This window comes from Sanguibacter sp. 25GB23B1 (assembly GCF_040012415.1).
Taxonomy (GTDB): domain Bacteria; phylum Actinomycetota; class Actinomycetes; order Actinomycetales; family Cellulomonadaceae; genus Sanguibacter.
Genome location: NZ_JBDYKL010000004.1, coordinates 189,440 through 210,274 on the forward strand (window position 1 = coordinate 189,440; position 20,835 = coordinate 210,274).

The window sequence follows — 20,835 nt, forward strand, 5'->3', positions numbered from 1 at the left end:
GATGCTGCTGAACGAGATTTTCGCCAAGGATGTCCAGCGCCCGATCGAGGGCGTGATCAAGGCCGACGACGTCGCGCATCTGGGCACCGAGGTCGATGAGTACGTCCTCACCAACGAGGCTGCCAAGGGCCTTGAGTTGTTGTTGGAGGCGTACACCAACTACACCAATGCCAACGGCGTGTGGATCTCCGGCTTCTTCGGCTCCGGTAAGTCGCACTTGCTCAAGATGCTTGCCCACCTCCTCGGTGATGTCGAGGGGCAGGACTTCGACCGTGCCCAGGTCTCCGAGAACTTCCGCGCCAAGGCAAGCGGCGCGTTCCTTCCTGCTCTGCTCGACAAGGCAGCGTGTTTCCCGGCCAAGAGTTTGCTGTTCAACATTGACCAGAAGGCCACGTTGATCACCAAGGACCAGGCTGACGCCCTGCTCAAGGTGTTCGTCAAGGTCTTTGATGAGAGCCTTGGTTACTACGGTAATCAAGGTCACGTCGCCCAGTTCGAGCGTGACTTGGACAGTCGCGGTCAGTACGAAGCCTTCAAGGAAGCCTTCGAGCGGATCGCGGGCATCGCGTGGACTCAGGGGCGCGAGCAGAGCGCGCTGGAAGGCGCGAGCATTGATCGCGCGTTCGCCGAGATCAACGGTGAGGCCACGACCGGCATCATCAAGCAATACCAGTCCTCCTACGCTGTCTCGATCGAGGACTTCGCTGGTGAGGTCAAGGGGTGGCTCGACAAGCAGCCCGAGGCTTACCGACTCAACTTCTATGTCGACGAGGTCGGCCAGTTCATCGGCTCCAACACGCACCTGATGCTCAACCTCCAAACCATCGCGGAGAGCCTCAACACTAAGTGTGGCGGCCGCGCGTGGGTGATGGTCACCTCGCAGGAAGACATGGACAAGGTTCTCGGCGACCGCACCAAGGGTCAGGGCAACGACTTCTCAAAGATCCAGGCACGCTTCAAGACGCGCGTGAAGTTGACCAGCGCTGATGTCGAGGAAGTCATCCGTAAGCGTCTGCTGGAGAAGAACGATGCCGGCGTCGCTGCGCTTCGGGCGGTCTACGCCGAGCAGTCGGGGAACTTCAAGACGCTCTTCGACTTCGTCGACGGGGCAAAGAACTACCGCAACTACACCGACGAAACCCACTTCGTCGGCACCTACCCGTTCGTCAGCTACCAGTTCCCGCTGTTCCAAGCGGCGATCGAGGGCATCTCGGACCACAACGCGTTCGAGGGACGCAACAGTTCCGTCGGTGAGCGGTCGATGCTCGGCGTCGTCCAGCAGGTAGCCAAGGAGATCGGCACTGCGCAATCGGGTGCCGGCGAGGTCGGCACGCTCGCGACTTTTGATCATATGTTCGCTGGCATCCGTGCCTCGTTGAAGACCGCAGCCCAGAAGCAGATCCTCACCGCCGAGCGCAACCTGGACAACCCGCTCGCGGTCCGCCTGCTCAAGGCACTGTTCCTCGTCAAGTACGTCGAGAGTTTCCAGGCAACGCCGCGCAACCTCACAGTGCTCGTCTACGACCGCTTCGGAATGGACCTGCCCGCCCTAGCTGAGGACGTGAAGGAAGCCCTGGCCGAGTTGGAGCGGCAGACCTACATCCAACGCAACGGCAACGTCTTCGAGTACCTCACCAACGAAGAGCAGGTGATCGAGGAGGAGATCAAGAACGTCGACATCGACTCATCCGAAGTCAGCTCGCAACTGTTCAAGATCCTGTCGGGAGACGTCGTCAAGACGAACAAGATCCGCTATGCCAAGAACGGACAGGATTTCGGATTCGGCTTCAAGCTGGACGACCAGGTCCACGGTTCGCAGAAGGAGCTCTCGGTCCACTTCATCACGCCCGAGTATCCGTATGAGCCGGAGCAGATCAGGATGCACAGCGCGGGCAAGGACGAACTGCGCGTTATCTTGGAACCGGACGACCGCGTCCTGACGGACTTGCGGCTGCTTCTCAAGACCGACAAGTACACCAAGCGGAAGCGGACTACCTCGCTGTCGGCCATCGAGGAGCAGATTCTCCAGTCCAAGGCGACCTTGAACCGGGAGCGGGAGAAGGAGCTGGTCCAGCGTGTCAGGAGCGCGGTGGGCAAGGCCGCCCTCGTCCACAATGCCGCCGACGTGCTGGCTTCCTCCTCCGACGCGCTCGGGCGGGTGACGGAGGGATTCCAGTCCCTCGTCAGCCGCACCTACACGCAACTCCAACTGTTGGGCGGCGCGACATACAGCGAGCAACAGGTCGCCGGCGCAGCCAACCCCGACAACGGGATGTTCGATGCAGGAGCCCTCTCCAAGCTCGCACAGCCGAGCGAAGAGATCCTGTCTGCGATCCTCCGCAAGGACGCCCTCGGCGAGCAAGTCACGATGAAGACCATCGTCGACACCTTCCAGACCAAGCCCTATGGCTGGGACCTGGCCTCCATTGAAGTCCTCGTAGCGACGTTGATTGGCAACTCGAAGGTCACCCTGACCGTCGATGGGAATGTGCTGAAGCGCAGCGAAGTCGCGGGCGTGCTGCGCAACACCCAGAAACACTCGCACACGGTTGTGGCACCGCAGAAGACGTTTGACGAGCGCAAGGTCGCCGACTTCCGGCGCTTCTGCATCGACTTCTTCGACGAAGGAAACGCCCCTAAGGATCCGCTGGAGCTGGCCCGCCACGGAGCCGACCTCCTCAAGGGCAAACTCGATGAACTCAAGGCGACCGTCAGCGCTTCGCGCTATCCGTTCGTGACGCAGCTCGACGCACCGATCGGACTCCTGGAACAGACAGTTGGCAAGGCTGACGACTGGTACCTCAACGACTTCAAGCTCGGAGACGATCTGCTCGAAGCCAAGGAAGACCTGATCGATCCGATTCGCTCCTTCCTCAGCGGTGCCCAGCGCACGATCTACGACGACGCAACAGCCTTCCTGTCCACTCACAACAGCAATCTGAGCTACCTGCCCACCGGAAGCGACGACGCCATCAAGCGAGCCCTCGCTGACCAGAACGCGTTCCGAGGCAACAAGATGGCGCAGCTCAAGCAGGCCGCTGATGGTCTGCGCGGGCAGATTGACGGCATCGTCGCCACCAACCGGGCCAAGGTGGTCGCCACGATTGAGGGGCGGAAGAGCGAGCTGATCTCAGGCCAGTTCTACGTGAACGCCACTCCGGAGGCGCAGCAATTTGTATCACAGCGCATCGACCACACACTGACCCGCGTGAGCAGCGAGGTCCAGGTCGCGCTCATCCTTCAGGCCGGGGCCAGTTTCGAGTCGCACGACTACCCGGCGCTCCTGGACATCCTTGCCGCCTCCACCCAGGACCTGACCGACGACCCAGAACCGCCGAAGCAGACCGTCTCGGTGAAGAACATTGCTGTCCCGGGAGCCTTGGGCGTCCTTGAAACCGAAGAACAGGTCGACACCTACCTCCAGGTACTTCGGGCAGCTCTCATACAGACCCTGAACGACGGAAAGCGAATCACGCTCTGATGGAAACGACACCGTTGAAGAACTTCGCGACGTGGGCACGCAAGGAGCTCATCCGTGAGGTCACTGCCCGCACTACCGCGGTACTTGCCCCAGGCTCGCCGGAGCGAGTGGAACGCCCGGGGCCCGTAGCAGCGTTGGAGAAGGAGGTCGCCGCCTCAGGTGGGGGAGACAAGGGGCGAGCCGCTGTCGCGGACAAGGTCGCTTACACGTGGTTCAACCGGATCATCGCGCTGCGGTTCATGGACGCCAACGGCTATACCGGTATTGGTGTTGTCTCCCCGCAGGCAGGCGTCGAGGACGGACAACCGGAGATTCTCGCTGAAGCCAAGCGCGGGGTCATTGACACCGAAGTCGCCAGTCGAGCAACCCACACGGCAGTGGCGGCGCTGCTCGACGGCACGCGCAAGAGCGATGAGCCACAGGGCGAGGCGTATTCTCTCCTGTTGGTTGATTACTGCCGTCACTGGCACACGACCATGCCGTTCATGTTCGAGCGCGATGGCGACTTTACTGAACTGCTAATCCCGGCGAACCTGCTCGCCAACGACTCTGTTCTCAATCGCTCGAGGAAGGTACTGACCGAGGAAGTCTGTAAGGACGTCGAGGTCATCGGATGGCTCTACCAGTTCTACATCTCGGAGCGGAAAGACGAGGTTTTTGCAGGGTTCAAGAAAAACCAGAAGGCCGGCGCCGACGAGATCCCCGCTGCCACCCAGCTCTTCACCCCAGACTGGATCGTCCGCTACCTCGTCGAGAACTCCCTCGGCCGCCTCTGGATGCTCAACCACCCTTCATCCCGGCTAGTCGACCGGATGGGCTACTACATCGCCCCAGTTGACGAAGAGTGCGGCTTTCTCAAGATCAGCAGCCCCGAAGAACTGACGGTCATCGACCCCGCCTGCGGGTCAGGCCACATGCTCACCTACGCCTTCGACCTGCTCTACGCCATCTATGAGGAAGAGGGCTACGCCCCCTCCGAGATTCCCACGCGGATCCTTACCCACAACCTCCACGGTACCGAGATCGACCCGCGAGCCGGAGCTTTGGCAGCGTTCGCGCTCACGATGAAGGCCCGCGCGAGGCAGCGTGCATTCTTCAGCAAGCAGATTGAGCCGAACATCTGTGTTATCAAACCGATCATGTTCACTCCAGGCGAGCTGGAATTCCTAGTCACTCCTGACGGCGGCCGTCAGGCGGAGGAAACCTTCTGGAATCAGTTTGAACATGCCGACACTCTCGGCTCGCTGATTCAGCCGGACCGGGTGGAGACCGCAACGGCCGAGAATCGCGCGGCCGCGCTAGCCGATCATGACGATCTGTTCACCGTGGTGATCCTGTCGCGCGCCATTCGAGTCATTGAGCAGGCCAACTACCTCGCCCGGAAGTACGCCGTCGTGGTCGCCAACCCTCCCTACATGGGCAGCAAGAATATGGACACGCGGCTCGCAGAATTCGCGAAGAATCGCTTCCCTGACGGCAAGTCAGACCTCTTCGCGATGTTCATCGAGCGCTGCCTCAACTTCTTACCTACGAATGGGCTCGCGGGTTTGATGACACCCTTTGTGTGGATGTTCCTCTCCACGTATCTGCCGCTTCGACAACGCTTGATTAGCAGTGAGACAATAAGTTCCCTGATCCAACTGGAGTATTCGGGTTTTGATGGAGCGACTGTACCCATTTGTACATACGTGCTCCAGCGTGGCAGAAGCAGAGCGGAAGGCGCCTTCGTGCGCCTTTCCGACTTCGTTGGACCGGTAGTTCAGGGCCCGAAGGCGTTGGAAATTATCGAGGCGGATAGGTCTAAGTGTCGTGGCGAAGCTACGAGAGGTATGGAGAAGCATCTCTATCGCCTTGCTTCAAGCGAATTCTCCAAGATTCCAGGGTCGCCGATCGTGTACTGGCTGTCGCCCGCGATGCGCGCGGCGTTCGCAACGGGACGACCTCTTGGAGAATTGGCTGAACTGCGCGAAGGCATGTCAACAGGCGACAATGAGACGTTTATGCGTCTATGGTGGGAAGTTGCTTCGAGCAGGTCGGCGTTCCAATGCCGTACTGGTGACGAAGCTGAAACCACCGGCGCCAAGTGGTTTCCGTTCAACAAGGGGGGCGCATTCCGGAAGTGGTATGGAAACCAAGAGTACGTGGTGAATTGGGAACACGATGGAGCGGCGATTCGAACCTACGGGTCGACGGACGGCGGACGCCCGCGGAGTCGCGCTCAGAACACACAGTTCTTTTTCCTACCCTCGCTTTCCTGGTCAAAGATTAGTTCCGGGGATGCTTCGTTCCGTGCCTATCCCGAAGGTTTCACTTTTGGGTCGGCGGCCAAGTCCATTTATGTGGACTCTGAGCGAGAATCGGCCTTGATCATGAGTATCTGTAATTCGTCCCTTGCGCAAGCGCTTCTCGCAGCGAAGTCCCCGACATTGTCCTTCCTGGCTGACGACATCGGCAGCCTGCCGACGCTACTGGGCGATCTACCTGAAGAGACGTTTTCGGCCATTAGTGCGCTGACGGCGACCTCCCGCCTCGACTGGGATTCGTTCGAGACTTCCTGGGATTTTGGCTCGCACCCCTTGCTCACGGTGTCTGGTTCGCGGCTTGCCGAGCGTGCCCAGCAGCTATTCGAGGCGTGGGGCGCTGCAGCATCCGAACAGCAGCAGCGTGAGGCCGAGAACAACCGCGTTGTCGTGGAAGCATATGGGCTTTACGGCGAGGTGCCGATCCAAGTGCCGCTCCACCGAGTCTCGCTGACCCGCAACGTTCAGTTCCGATACGGGCCGGGCAAGACACCCGTAGAGTACGCGGCACTTGAATGTGCTGACATCTCTGCCGAACTCGTCTCATACGCCGTCGGCTGCATGTTTGGTCGATACAGCCTAGATGCGCCGGGCTTGATCCTTGCCGATCAAGGTACGAGGGTGCAGGACTATCTGAAGAAAGCTCCATCGCCGACTTTCGCTCCGGACGCAGACAACGTCATCCCGATCGTGGACGGCGAGTGGTTCGAGGACGACATCGTCGAGCGGTTCCGCCAGTTCCTCCGTGCGGCGTTCGGTGAGCAGCACTTCGAGGAAAACCTGCGGTTCGTCACTGAATCGCTCGGGGTGAAGAACCTGCGTGACTACTTCGTGAAGTCCTTCTATAAGGATCACGTCCAGCGGTACAAGAAGCGCCCGATCTACTGGATGTTCGCCAGCCCCAAGGGATCATTCAATGCACTCGTCTACATGCACCGCTATACGCCGTCCACCGTTTCAACGGTGCTCAACGAGTACCTCCGCGAGTTCCAGGCCAAGTTGAAAGCCAGCCTTGAGCACGCCGAGCGGTCCGCCAACGCCAAGGAAGCCGATCGCCTCCGCAAGATCCTGCTCGAACTCGACGACTACGAGCACGACGTGCTGTACCCACTGGCCTCCCAGAACATCGCCATTGATCTCGATGACGGTGTCAAGACGAACTACCCGAAATTCGGTGCTGCGTTGAAGAAGATCCCCGGATTGGAGGCCGAGGGGTGATCTCCCATGACGATTTGTTGCGGCGGTTGGACAACGTCAGCGCCGCTCTTCCGAAGAGGGCCAGGACCTGATGGCTGAATTCTTCTCGCTCGACTCCGCCAACCGCGTCCTTGAACCGGAGGGCAAGACTCGTGAGTACAAGCGCGACTTCTCCTCGCCGGACGGGCTGACCAAGTCAATCGTTGCCTTTGCGAACAGTGCAGGGGGTCAACTGGTCGTCGGTGTCGAGGACGACCGTTCAATCGTCGGTGTCGACGACCCGCTGGCTGCCGAAGAGCGTGTGACGAGCCTGATCGCCGATCGAATCGCGCCTCTGCTTGTCCCGGGCATCGACATTGTGACAGTCGGTGAGCACTCGCTCCTGATCGTTGATGTGCCACTGAGTACCCAGCGGCCCCACTACGTTAAGCGGCGAGGCATCGAGCAAGGCGCGTATGTGCGGCTGGGTTCAACCAATCGGCAAGCGGACGCTGCGCTCGTCGCCGAACTGGAGCGGACCGCGCGTGGCATTGCCTTCGAGGATCTTCCTGAGCCGCGCGCATCTCTCGATGACCTCGACCTGGACGCACTCTCCAAGATCCGGAAACGGCCAACGACCCGAGAGGATCTAGTGCCACTGGGTCTGGCCGTGCGGGACGGTCGCCGCACGGTGCCGACCAACGCCGGATTGTTGGTCGCCGGCGCGCAGCCTGACTGGTTCATTCCGTCCGCATGGGTGCAGTGCGGTCGGCTACGCGGACCGAACGGTACCGACATCTTTGATCAGATTGAGGTTCATGGCCCGGTGCCGCTTGCGGTTGACCACGTGATGAACTTCCTGCTCAAGCATGCGTACAAGACCGCTGTGTTCGGTGAGGTGCGCCGTCGGGATGTCTACTCGATTCCGGTCGAGGCGATTCGTGAAGTAGTGGTCAACGCGCTCGTGCACGCGAGCTATGCCGAACGAGGCACCCCCATCCGGGTTGGTTTCTATGACGACCGCATCCAGGTGGACAGTCCTGGCCTGTTGTTGTCGGGGATGACCATCGAGTCCATGCGGCGGGCGTCACGGCTGCGCAATCCCTCACTCGTCCGCATCTTCCGTGAGGCGGGGATCATGGAGCAGTGGGGCACTGGGGTTCAGCGGGTCTATGACCAGGTTGCCGCGGCTGGACTGCCCGAACCTGTGATCGAAGAGGTGATGGATCGTGTGCGGTTCACCGTGTTTGTGGGGTCACACGCCCCTGAAGCAATGCTTGATGCTGATCCGAGGCACCAAGAAAGGTCACGAGATCACCAAGCGGGATCATCAAGTCACCAAGTCGAGTCACCAAGTGAGCAAGGTGTGCAGCTCCTCACGGTTCTCGGCGTGCAAGATCTGAGTCGTTCCGAGCTTCTGGGCGCGCTCGGCCTGAGGAACGAAACGCGCAACGTGCGTCGCCATATCGATCCGCTCCTAGAGGCCGGACTGGTGGAGCGCACCATTCCAGACCGGCCGCGTAGCAGCCTCCAGCGCTACCGGATCACCGATCTGGGCCGAGCGACGTTGGCGCAGCAGGAAGGCACATCATGAGTTCATTGGCGGCGCTGCTCCCGCATCTGGAGCAGCAGTTTGAGTCCCAACGCGTCGTGTTTTGGAACGATCCTGAGGGCCAATACGGCACCGACCTCGATTCCCTCGACCTGCCGGGTGTGACGACGCTGCGCGTCGCAGGCGACGAGTACGGCATTAAGAATCGTCTGCTGCATGGTCAGCCGAAGGACAAGTTTCTCGTCTATCGCTCGAGTCCGGCTCCGTCAGGGATCGACAACTGGTTGCTCGATCTGGAACTGGCCCACGGCATCTTCACGGCGGATCGCAGCTCGCTTGTCTCCCAAGACCTCGGGCTGAGCGGCGACGGCATCGATGAGGTCGTTCAGGCGCACGAGAAGTTCTTCAACACCAGCAAGCGCGTCCAGAGCCTCAAGGCACTGCTGACCACAGAAGATGACGCGGACCGGCTTCGCGCCAAGATGTCAGCTGTCGTGCTCAGCCAGAAGGAGCACACCCTTCTGGAGATCACCCGCACACTTCTGTCGGAAAACGCCAAGGGGCAGCGGGCCAAGTACGCAGGGCTTGTCGAATTTGGTCTTGATGCCTTCTACTGGGCCGGCGCCGCATCCATCTATGGATACAAGTCCACTGCACCTAGCATCGACGACCTGATCTTGTGGATCTTCCGCCAGGCCGTTGAGGGCTTTAAGTCAGACCGACCCGGCGGACTCCACAACATCCAGCTCGACTTCGCCAGCCTGCGCAATGATCGCCGCAGTCAGGCGGCAGTATCGACACTGGCCAAGCGCGCGTCCGTGGACCTGGGCTATAAGGCGAGCATCCAAGACATCAGCTTCCGGGACCTAGTTTCGGTGGATCTCTTCGAAGAGGCAGACCGCAAGATCATCGCGGACCTCGCGACTGCAGTCACCGAGCAGACAGTCAGCGCCCGCGAGGTCGCTGAAGTTGTCCGCGCACGTCAGAGCAGTGTGTGGATCGACGGCTACCGAACGCTCTACACGGCCATAGGCGCCGCCGCCGAGCTGCTATCTGAGTTGAGCACGATCGACTTCGCCTTCGCGTCATTCGACGAGGCTCTGGAGCGCTACCGCACGGACTGGTTCCGCATCGACCAGCTGTACCGTCAGTTCACGCACGCCCGACGCGCGTTCGAGGGCGACCACCCGCTCGACCCGCTCAGTGAGCAGGTTGAGAAGCGGTACACGAACAAGTTCGTTTATGAGCTGGGTAACGCTTGGCAGAAGCAGGTCGACGAAGCCGACCAATGGAAGTCCGCGGTGTTGCGTTCCCAGCGCTCGTTCTACGGCGACTACGTCGAGAAGCTGCTCCGTGAGGACAAGAAGGCCGTCGTCATCATCTCCGATGCCCTCCGTTACGAGGTTGCGGAGGAGCTGGGAACCAGGATCCGGCAGGAGGACCGATTCGACGCTGACCTCGAGGCGGTCCTCGGGGTGCTCCCCAGCTACACCCAGCTTGGCATGGCGGCGCTGCTGCCGCACCAGACCCTGAAGCACTCTGCCGACGGCAAGACCGTTCTTGCGGACGACAAGCCGACAAACGGAACCGGGCCGCGCGCGAAGGTCCTCGAGTCAGTCGGCGGCACCGCCATTCAGGCTGAGAACTTCAAGGCTCTCAGCGGAGAAGAAAGGCGCGATCTCTACAAGGCCCACCGGGTGCTGTACATCTACCACGACCTCATCGACGCCACCGGCGACAAGCCTGGCACTGAGCGACGCGTGTTCGAGGCAGCAGAGCAGGCCTTGAGCGAGATAGTGGATCTGGTCAAGAAGGCCGCCAACGCCAACGCGACCAACATCTTCGTCACCGCCGACCACGGCTTCTTGTTCCAGGACGGGGAACTGCCCGAGCAGTTCTTCCTCTCCGAAGCACCGCAAGGCGACAACATCCTCGTCAAGAACAAGCGTTACGTCCTCGGTCACGGGCTCAAGGTCGACTTCGCTTTCACTACGTTCAGTTCAGTGCAGCTCCAACTCGACAGCGACATCGAGGTCCAGATCCCCAAGTCGATCCACCGCCTTCGCCTTGCAGGCGGGGGTGCACGGTTCGTTCACGGTGGTGCGACCCTCCAGGAGGTCGTCGTACCAGTGCTCGCGATCAACAAGAAGCGCAAGAGTGACACTCGTGCGGTCAACGTGAAGGTGCTTCCCGACACCGACAAGATCACGACCGGGCAGCTCGTCGTGAAGCTGTTCCAGTCCGAGCCGGTGACCGACAAGGTGCAGCCGCGGTCCCTGCGGGCAGGCCTGTACGTGGGGGAGACGCTGATCTCCACCGACCCGCAGCCAGAGTTGACCTTCGACTCGATGTCGGGCGAGCAACGCGACCGGTACCAGAGCGTCCAGTTGCTGCTCAACAAGGACGCCAACGACTACAACAATCGTTCCGTGGAGTTCCGCCTCGAGGAACGGATCCCCAACACGACGCAGTGGCGTGTCTACGAGAAGGCCATGTACACGCTCAAGCGTTCGTTCACCTCGGACTTCGACTTCTAAGGCGGTTGCAATGACTGAAAATGTCGAACTGGAGCAGGCTGACGACGAGCTTGTCGTTGGTGCTGCCGATGAGTCCCATGACCAGGCTCCGCCACAGACCGTACTGGACAGGAAGATCAACCAGCACTTCGCGGGCGTGGTCGTCCGGAAGGACCTGGTCAAGGCCGTCAAGGGCAACGCCATCGTGCCGTCGTACGTCCTGGAGTATCTGCTGGGCCAATACGCTGCCTCCGACGATGAAGCCACGATCCAGGCCGGCATCAACACCGTGCGGAAGATCCTGGCCGACCACTACGTGCACCGGAATCAGTCCGAGCTGGTGAAGTCGACCATCAAGGAGCGCGGACGCTACAAAGTCATCGACAAGGTGACCGTCACGCTCAACGAGAAGGACGACGTCTACGAAGCTGAATTCGCCAACCTCGGGATCAAACAAGTCCTGATCGAATCAGCCACCGTTACCGCGCATCCGAAACTGCTCGTTGGCGGCGTGTGGTGCATCTGCGACATCGAGTACTTCCACAGCGAGAACGCCAGAGTTGTCCCCTGGGTGCTCGGATCCATCAAGCCGATCCAGCTCTCAAACTTTGACTACGACGGCTACCTCTCCTCCCGGCGAGAGTTCACCACGGACGAGTGGATCGACCTGATCATCCAGTCCATCGGTTTCGATCCGGAACTGTTCGGCCGGCGCGCCAAGCTCATCCAACTGGTCCGTCTGATCCCGTTCGTCGAGCGCAACTACAACCTGGTCGAGCTCGGCCCCAAGGGCACCGGCAAGTCCCATATCTTCTCGGAGTTCTCACCCCACGGCATGCTGATATCTGGCGGCGAGGTGACCGTCCCCAAGCTTTTCGTCAACAACTCCAATGGCCGCCTCGGTCTCGTGGGCTACTGGGATGTCGTCGCCTTCGACGAGTTCGCTGGCAAGAAGAAGCGCACCGACAAGTCGCTCGTCGACATCATGAAGAACTACATGGCGAACAAGACCTTCTCCCGAGGCGTCGAGACCCTCGGTGCCGAGGCATCGATGGTGTTCGTCGGCAACACTTCGCACAACGTCCCCTACATGCTCAAGCACTCGGACCTGTTCGACGAACTGCCCGAGAGCTATCACGACGCGGCGTTCCTGGACCGCCTTCACCACTACATTCCGGGCTGGGAGGTCGACACGATCCGCGGTGAGATGTTCTCCGAGGGCTACGGCTTCGTCGTCGACTACATAGCCGAGGTCCTCAAGTCCATGCGTAGCGCGGACTACTCCGACCGCTACCAGGAGCACTTCACGCTGGGCTCGGACATCTCCACCCGCGACCGCGACGGCATCCACAAGACATTCTCCGGCCTGATGAAGATCCTGTATCCGCACGAAGAGGCGTCCAAGGTGGAGATCGAGGAGATTCTTGGCTTCGCCATCGAGGGCCGCAAGCGAGTCAAGGACCAGATCCTGCGCATTGACTCGACGATGGCGGCGGTCAAGTTCGGCTTCCTCGACAAGGCGGGGGAGTGGCACAGCGTCACCACCCTCGAAGAGGACGAACATCCGGCCTACTACCACCGCGGGCATGTCGCTGAGGGCGCGGCTTCGGGGCCAAACGAGGGCGCTGGGCTGGCGGCTCCATCATCTGCGCCCGTTGAGGTTGTGCCCAAGCCTGAGCCACTGTTCGAGGGCCACCGCGAGTTCCAGGAGAACCAGCGCGGTGTCTCGTATGAGAACCTGCTGCTCCCGTACCTGCGTGGCGCTTCTGAGATGACGATCGTTGATCCGTACATCCGCAAGTTCCACCAAGCGCGGAACCTCATGGAGTTGATTGAGACGCTGGCGGTCAACAAAGATCCTGCTGACGAACTGACCGTCAAACTCGTAACCAGTGAACACGCCGACGGCGGCATGGAAGTGCAGAAGCAGATCGAGATCCTGTTGAAGCTGAAGCAGGCCGCCGCGGTCGCTGGCATCACGCTCGACGTCAGGTTTGATGACACGATCCACGACCGCTCGATCGTCGCCGACTCCGGCTGGCGCATCAACCTCGGCCGTGGTCTCGACATCTTCCAGTACGTGGCCAGTGACGCTTTCGACCTTGCTGTGAAGCTCCAGCAGTACCGCCAAGTCAAGTCCTTCGGTGTGACCTACATCTGTGAAGGCGAGGGAGTTTGATGACTTCGGTACCCCAGAAGATTGAGTCGGAGGAGGCTAGCACGAAGGGGCTCTTCCTCATTGGTGGCACGATCAAGGAGGTCATCACGACCGCCGAGCCCTCGGCTGTTCGGGACCACCTGAGTTCTCTCTTGCAGGTTAAGAACCTCGTGGTGCTCCTCGGGTCCGGCGCGTCATTTCATCTGGGCTCTCCGCAGACCCGGAACCTCACCAACAAGCAGGTAGTTGAACTCATCCAGCAGGCTGGTGGGACGCCATCTGCCAGTGACGCCGCTTTGCTCGCCACCATCAACCCAACCGACAACGGTGACCTCGAACGCCTGCTAAACGGGCTTCAGCTCGCAGCGGCTCTTGCGTCGCAGGCAGGTCAGGACGAGGTGACGATTGGGTCGGGCACCGAAGCGGTGCCGTACCCGAAGGACCAGGTTGAGGGCCTCCGGCAACGGATCAACCGCGCACTGGCCGAGGCATGTCGGTTGCCCAAGCCTGGCGCGAAGTTGCCCCCGCCTTTCGACACAGATCCGCTGATCGCGCACCGGACGTTTCTCTCACGGATCGTTCGTAGCCGCCGGGCTAACCTCCCGCGGCCACGGATCTTCACCACCAACTACGACTTGGTCGTTGAGAGTGCCCTCGATGAGCTGGGCTATCCATACATCGACGGCTTCAGCGGGACGGTCGACCGTCGCCTCAACCTCGCCTTCTACGGTCTGGATTTCCACCGAGTCGAGACCACGACTCAGTCGGTGGTCGCCCGGGCCGAGGGTGCGCTCTACCTGCACAAAGTTCACGGCAGCCTCAACTGGCGATCCTCAACAGACCGTGATCGGTTGACGGGCCTTGAATCGCTGGAGGTGAAGCAGAGCGCGGCTCCTGCGGAGGATGACGAACTCGTTCTGATCTATCCGACGTCGGCGAAGGAGGGCGACACCCTCGCGTACCCGTACTCGGATCTCCTTCGGCTGCTGGGAGACGCGGTCCAGCAAGAGGACACAGCAGTGCTCGTCGCTGGCTACGGCTTCGCCGATCCACACATCAACCGGCTTCTGCTCCGTAGCCTTGCGACTAATGCTGCACTCAACGTCTTCGTAGCTGATCCGTTCGCGGTACTCGATGACGCTGATATGGCGTCCTTGACCACGGACGCCCAGCAACGCCCGCTCACCGACGTTGGCGTCACACCGAAGTCCACAGCCATCGCGGCCCTTGCTACCGCGAGTGACTCGCGTATCGCGGTACTGACCGGCGACCACGGCAAGTTCTCGCAACTTGCCAAACTCATGCCGAACTCGTCCCGGCAGGGTGAAGCGCCCGCTGCCGTTGCCAGCCTGATCGAGGCTCTGGAGCAGGCTGCTCGCGGGAGCGCTCCACCGATCCCAGTGGGTGAAACCCTATGACTGAGGTCGGTGTCATCGGACGGGTGATCGACGTTCGCAGCACGACGGTCCGCGTCGCGCTCGATGTTGGGTCGAAGGGGTTCACGAAGGTCGGTCCCGATGGTCTTCAGACCGTCGGCGTCGTCAACTCTTACATCATGATTCCGGCGGGTGCACACCGGGTGGTTGGCATCGTCAGCGCGGTGTACATCAGCGGCCGCCAGGAGCTGAAGGGTAAGCGCGAACTCCAGAGTCAAGATGACGCGGCGACTTACGAACTCGAAGCCACCGTGGTAGGTCGGTTTGAAGGCGACGTTTTCAAGTCGGGTCTGACTGGTTACCCACCGCTCCATGCACCGGTGCAGGTAGCAACGCCAAACGAGGTCAAGAGCATCTTCCTCCCGAAGGGTGGGCCGTCCCTGCGGATCGGGACCTCGGCGGTGGCATCGGAGCAGGCCGTCCATCTCGATGCGAACCTTCTTCTTGGCCACCACTGCGCGGTCGTTGGATCCACGGGTTCGGGCAAGTCGTGCACTGTCACCGCCTTGATTGACGGGTTGCTGGATCACGAGATTCCCAACGGGCACATCGTCATCTTCGACATCAACGGCGAGTACGCCCAGTCGTTTGCGGCATCAACGCCGCGTGGGAAGAAGACGCGGCCGCTCGTCCTCGGCCCGAAGCCGGGCACGGACTCTGGGCTCTTCCTCCCGCACTGGTTCATGAACAACGAAGAGCACCTCAACCTGCTGCGTGCCAGTGAAGGTGTCCAGGCCCCTGTCCTCCAGCGTGCCATTGCCGACGCGAGGCTCGCGGGTTCAAGTAAGGGGACGGACGCGGACCAACTCGACAACGTTCGAACGACGCTCGGGATTCTTGACGCTCTGAGCAAGAACACGATGGATGGAGAAACTCCGGCACTCCGTCAGCTCCAGTCGCTCGCTGACGTGCTGACGAAGAACGCCAGTCGAGACTCACCGATCAGGGCGCGTTGGGAGCGCATGGCAAATGTAGTGCCAAAGGCCATCGCCAAGTTGGCCCTTCGGGACAACGTCAAGTATCAGGCGCTGACTGCCGAACACCGTGATCTTCTCGCCGGATTGGCGACCATTCTGACCAACGAGGTCACGGCCGCCCTCAACGATCTTGGGCTAGGCAGCGCCAGCGCCAGCGCAGACTTCGATGCCCCCGTCTTCTATTCCCTCCAGGCCTTGTGCGACATTTTCCTGCCTGCACGAGTCCAACTTGAGCAAGCGGTCGACAGCAGGATTGGCGGGTACGTTGCGACCCTCCAGATGCGCCTGAGTCGGCTGCTCGCCGATGGCAGGTACGACTTCATCACCAGGATTGAAGAGCACGAAGATCCGCTGGGCTCGTACCTAAAGGCACTAATGGGAGTCGACCCGACCGACGCTGACCCAGCAACGTCGGATTGGCCAGCCGCCGCACATTTCCAGTCCCAAAGCAAGTCACACGAGGCTGGCCCGTCGGTGACAATCTTCGACCTCAGTCTCGTTGCGAATGACGTATTGGAGAACGTGACAGCGCTTCTCGGTCGTGTCCTCTTTGACTTTGCGGTTCGGAGTCAGCCACGCGCCGAACATCCGATTCTCCTGGTGCTTGAGGAAGCGCACAGATTCATCCCTGCGAGACAAGACCCAAACGGTGGTTCGGGCAGGTCTGCCTCGGTGTTCGAGCGCATCGCGAAGGAGGGTCGTAAGTTTGGGCTCTCTCTGCTGCTTGCGAGCCAGCGGCCGAGCGAACTCAGCGAGACTGTCGTTGCCCAGTGCGGCACTGTCATTGCGCACCGTCTCACCCACGAAGCGGACCAGAGCCTGCTCCAGCACGCGACTGCCCTCAGCTCCCGCGCACTTCTTGATCAGTTGCCGAGTCTGGCGCAGCAACACGCACTTGTGACCGGCGTCAGCACTGGCGTGCCCGTCGCAGTCCGAGTTCGCGACGTCGAGAACCCGCCGAAGAGCAACGACCCGAACTTCATCAGCACTTGGAGTGATGCAGACAAGCTGGCTGACCTTCCCGACCACATCGACAGGGTGGTCAAGGACTGGCAGGGCGATCGTCCGTGAGCGGAGTTGGGCTGCCGAGTAAGGCGAGGCACGACTGGTGGCCTGTCGCGAAGGACCAACTGTTCGGTCCAGAGCCGGATGACGAAGATCCGCTTCCAGCACACGCGAAGGCAGTTGCCGCGTGCCGAGCGACACTGACCGATGTGTATCGCGCATCGCGGGAGGTGGTAGCTGCGGACGAGACCGCTAGGCAGTTCGTCGACTTGTTGGATGCGGTGGAAGTCATCGACGCACCGCTGAGTGCTCGCCCGATGCGTGTCGTCCTTATGGGGCGAACGATGGCTGGGAAGAGCACACTCCTTGCGGCCCTCACTGGCGGCTCGCAGGACCGCGTCGGCATCGGCGCTCAGCGCACCTCTCGCGACGTCTTTGCAGCGCCGGCCCTCGACTCTCCTGATGTCGAGATTGTCGACACCCCTGGAGTGGGTGCGAAGGACGGTGCGGAAGACGTGGCACTAGCAATGGCAGAGGTGCCCGGAGCAGATCTCGTGTTGTGGGTCGCGAGCAACGACTCCTTCCAAGAGGAGACAGCGCAAGCGCTGCGTGCGGTGGCCTACAGGGGGAAGCCAGTTGTGGTGGTGCTGAACTGTCGCGCCCGTTTGGTCGATGACCTCGATCGCGAGGATTTCTTGGAGGACCCCGACTCGGTCTTCGACCAGCATGAGGGGCACTTTAAGACGATCCGCGCTCATCTCTCGTCGGAAGGTATACGTCCCGTCGCAGAGGTCAGACTTCACGCGGAAGCTGCCCGCCAGGCACGAACCGACAACGACTTCGGATCTGCGCTGAGGGAAGCAAGTCGGGTTGATCGTCTGCTCGAGGTACTGGACGACGAGAGCCGGGCGAGGCGTACAGGGCGACGAGTGCTGCGCGAGGCTGACGAGGTGCGTACACAGGCCCAAACAGTAGGCGAAGTGGTCGCCTACATCGAGCAGCAGATCCGAGACACCGTGCAGGTTGCTCGTGGGATGCGCGAGGACCAGGAACGCCGGTTCACACGACTGGTTGATGCGTGTCTACAAACGATGCAAGACGACGTCATCCGCATCATCGGGGCACGTCAAGGTTGGCACCAGACGGTTGCGGACTTTGGGCCACAAGTCGCTGACGAATGGGAGAGGGAGCAAACGGCCCTCGTCGCTGACTTGGATGGAGCTCTGAAGGATCGTCTCACCCAACTTGCGCGAGCCGTCAACGAGGCGAGCACAGACGCCCAACGCGAGTGGACAACAGCCATCGGCACTGACCTCAAGATCGAGGGCCTCCGCGACTTCAGAGGGCTGTGGAAGCGCCAGGCCGCCGGCCTCGTAGTGGGCGGAGGCGGGACGCTCGCAGCGGTGCTGGCTGGCATAAAGCTGGGAGTTGTCGTCGGCGCGAAGTTGGGAGCCGCTGGCGGTGTTGCGGCAGGCGGTGTCGGTGCGGCGCCCGGTGCGGCACTTGGTGGTGTAGCCGGCGCACTAACGGGAGCCGTCACGGTTCTTGCCGGAGCGATCGTCGTGACGCCGCTCCGCAAGAAGGTCCAGTCACTATTCACGAGCAAGGCGAAGATCTTGGAAGAAAACCGCGAACTACTCCAGGCAAAAATCGGTGAGGTTCTCGAAGACGTGGAGTTGCAGATGCTCGTCGCGGTCTCCGAGGCAATGGAGGGTGTCAAACAAGACCTTGCCGCTGGATTCATGTGGGGAGCCGAGGCTGAAGCTGCCGCACTGGGCGTTGCCGAGGTGCTGGCTTCTCAACCTCCCGTGATCAGTACGGCTCTCTCGACGTTGGACCGCGAGACCATCGGTTGCCTCTTGCTTGCCGACGGTCGGCCCCGGCTCGCAGCGTCGGTTGAGAAGGTGACCCGACTCGCTGGTGTTTGCACCGCGATACAGGTGACGGACGAGGCGCAGGCTGAGGCTTGGCTTTTCCCACCCTCTTCGCCGGAGCTATTGGTCTTTGGTCGCGCCCCTTCGGCGGGGCTGCCGGGAGCTTGCGCAACTTCGTACGTCCTGGGCCTCACTGAACAGGTTCCAGAATCGATCCGCAGCCGCCGCGAAAACACCATCGTCGCGACAGATGCTCACGTGCCGGACCAGGTGCTTGCCGCGTGGTCTGCCACGTTGTCCGACCACCTCGGTACTCAGATCGAGATCGCCAACCCGAGTGCACCAAGGAGCATTTCCAGATGACCGACCTTCTGTTCCACGCAGCACCCGCTGCGGTGCGTGACCTGTCTGAGCGGCTTGCCAGCCTACTTGCGAAACTCCCGGCTGACGAGGCTGCACGGCTGCAAGGGCTGTTAGTGGTGGAGAAGTATGAACGACCTCGGATGGTGCTCACAGGGCAGTACAGCAGCGGCAAGTCGACTCTGATCAAAGCCCTCACCGACGAGGCGGCCGAGGTCGTGATCGACTCGGCGGTGGCGACCGACAGGGTCGATGCCTTCACCTGGGACGGTGTTGTCGATCTGGTTGACACCCCAGGGGTGCAGGCTGGCTTGGAGGAGCACGATGACCTTGCCGAGGATGCGCTTCGTACGGCTGACTTGGTCCTGTTCGCCGTCACCGTCGACTTGTTCGACGACAGGCTGGTGGCCCACCTGCGGCACGTGACCGAGGACCTTCGAAAGGCGCCACAGTTGCTCATTGTGATCACGAAGAGCCGTAGCCTTCCTGCTGCCGAGGGTGTACGTGATGCGGCTGTCCGGGAGGCGCTCGGGATCTTCGCTGATCAGGTTCCGTGGGTCGAGTGCGACGCCAAGACGTACCTCGATGGTCTCCATGGGGACGACCCATCACGGGCAATGCGTCGTAGGGAGGCGTCGAACATGGTTGAGCTCAAGGACACGATCAACCGGATCGCGCGCGAGCGAGGTGACCTCGCTCGGTTCCGAGTGCCGCTTCAACAGGTTGCGCTAGTTGCGGGTGAGGCACTCGCCGTGCTCTCTGACGACATGAACGAGGAAGCAGTTCTCACAGTCCTCGCACGCCAGCGCCGGGCGCTCACGAATCGCCGCGACTTGCTGGACTCTGCGCTTGCACGTCATGCAACGGAATTCCGCACAGCGTGCATTCGTGCGGCCGAGCCGCTTGCCGATGCTGCTGAGTCGATCGAGGAGTCGGCGAACCCGGACTGGTCACAGCTCGATGCCGCGTCCCAGGCTCTGAACGATGACCTGGACTCCGCCAACCAGCGGTTTGTAGACGGGGTGCAGGCTGTCCTGCACTCGCAGCTTTCCGACTTCACATCCGAGGTGCGAGAGATAGAAGCCTCGCCCTACGCGCATCAGCTGGGCGCGCTGGAGATCCAAGGAGACGTGGCACCTCAGTCAGTCCCGATTGATGCCGGGCTGGCTCGCTCGAAGTATAAGAAGGACGGGCGTACCCCGGCGTGGGCTCCCAAGGCCGCCAATCATCTGAAGAAGTTCCACGAGAACTGGGGTGCTGGCGAGGGCATCAAGAGGGCTGCAGGCAGTCCCGGTCACCGGATCGTCTACAACGCGGGTAAGCGCGTCGGGATCAAGTTCAAGCCGTACCAAGCGGTCCGCTGGGCGAACACCATCGGCAAGGTCGCGAAGGTGGGGAGCGTTGTCCTTCCAGTCGCCCTGGAGGCGTATGCGGTCGTCAAGGAAGAACGGCAGGAGCAGAAGGCGACGCGCGAGAAGGTTCGCCGTCGGAACGCGCTCATCGCCAATGTCCTGTCGCAGAGCGATGTCATCGCGAATGCCACGCTCGTAGGGGTTCGTGAAGAGCTCGATGCCGAATTCGGTGCCGCGATCAGGGAGATTGATGACGTTAATCGGGCCGTGCGCGGCAATCAGGCCTTCCGTAGCCTCCTCGACAGTGACATCAGCGCCATCCAGATTGAGGCGCAGTCGATGCTAGACCGGCTGGCGGTTCTCGCGCTGAAGGCGTGACAGTTCGACCAGCCTCCACTTAGCGGGCTCATCCCAATTGAGGGTGTAGTCGGGGTCTGAAGCCGCCGGTCTCGAGGAGGGATCTGGCGATGTAGTTGGTGAGGTTGCGGAAGCCGAGTGCGGAGCCGCGGAGGTGTTCGAGTCGTCCGTTGATCGCCTCCGTGGGACCGTTGCTGGTGCCGGGTCGGTCGAGGTAGGCCAGGACGTCCGTGGCTCGTTTCTTCAGGGTCCGTCCGAGTGTGATGACCTCGGTCAGGGCTGCGGGAACGC

At 61.2% G+C, this 20,835-nt stretch carries 10 protein-coding genes; 9 read left to right on the forward strand and 1 reads right to left on the reverse strand.

All coding sequences use genetic code 11. The features are described 5' to 3' along the window. The first annotated feature begins 1 nt into the window (after nt 1). The 9 genes from brxC to ABKW26_RS04595 all read left to right on the forward strand — a co-directional run bounded on the left by brxC (nt 2) and on the right by ABKW26_RS04595 (nt 20,565). Nucleotides 2-3,481, forward strand: a complete 3,480-nt coding sequence (brxC, locus tag ABKW26_RS04555) for a BREX system P-loop protein BrxC (RefSeq protein WP_348591245.1) — start codon at nt 2-4, stop codon at nt 3,479-3,481. Further along, complete coding sequence (gene pglX, locus ABKW26_RS04560) at nt 3,481-6,999, forward strand: BREX-1 system adenine-specific DNA-methyltransferase PglX (protein ID WP_348591246.1); 3,519 nt, start codon at nt 3,481-3,483, stop codon at nt 6,997-6,999. Before brxC ends, pglX begins: the two co-directional genes overlap by 1 nt. 70 nt (nt 7,000-7,069) lie before the next feature. Then, the gene (locus tag ABKW26_RS04565) at nt 7,070-8,551 is read left to right on the forward strand and encodes an RNA-binding domain-containing protein (RefSeq protein ID WP_348591247.1); all 1,482 of its coding nucleotides are present in this window, start codon (nt 7,070-7,072) and stop codon (nt 8,549-8,551) included. Then, complete coding sequence (pglZ, locus tag ABKW26_RS04570) at nt 8,548-11,046, forward strand: BREX-1 system phosphatase PglZ type A (RefSeq protein WP_348591248.1); 2,499 nt, start codon at nt 8,548-8,550, stop codon at nt 11,044-11,046. The genes ABKW26_RS04565 and pglZ overlap by 4 nt, the downstream gene beginning before the upstream one ends. A gap of 10 nt (nt 11,047-11,056) precedes the next feature. Beyond that, complete coding sequence (gene brxL / locus ABKW26_RS04575; RefSeq protein ID WP_348591249.1) at nt 11,057-13,204, forward strand: BREX system Lon protease-like protein BrxL; 2,148 nt, start codon at nt 11,057-11,059, stop codon at nt 13,202-13,204. Beyond that, entirely contained in the window at nt 13,204-14,601 is a 1,398-nt protein-coding gene (locus tag ABKW26_RS04580; protein ID WP_348591250.1) for an SIR2 family protein, read from the forward strand. Before brxL ends, ABKW26_RS04580 begins: the two co-directional genes overlap by 1 nt. After that, a complete protein-coding gene (locus ABKW26_RS04585) occupies nt 14,598-16,667 on the forward strand; it encodes a DUF87 domain-containing protein (RefSeq protein ID WP_348591251.1) in 2,070 nt (689 codons plus the stop codon). The genes ABKW26_RS04580 and ABKW26_RS04585 overlap by 4 nt, the downstream gene beginning before the upstream one ends. A 143-nt stretch (nt 16,668-16,810) precedes the next feature. Further along, nucleotides 16,811-18,838 (forward strand): GTPase domain-containing protein, encoded by a 2,028-nt coding sequence (locus tag ABKW26_RS04590; RefSeq protein ID WP_348591252.1) that lies wholly within the window; start codon nt 16,811-16,813, stop codon nt 18,836-18,838. Then, nucleotides 18,835-20,565 (forward strand): GTPase, encoded by a 1,731-nt coding sequence (locus ABKW26_RS04595; RefSeq protein WP_348591253.1) that lies wholly within the window; start codon nt 18,835-18,837, stop codon nt 20,563-20,565. Before ABKW26_RS04590 ends, ABKW26_RS04595 begins: the two co-directional genes overlap by 4 nt. 28 nt (nt 20,566-20,593) lie before the next feature. Here the strand turns inward: ABKW26_RS04595 and ABKW26_RS04600 are convergent. Beyond that, nucleotides 20,594-20,835 (reverse strand): transposase (locus ABKW26_RS04600; RefSeq protein WP_348591254.1); only part of this gene is annotated, 242 nt, incomplete at its 5' end.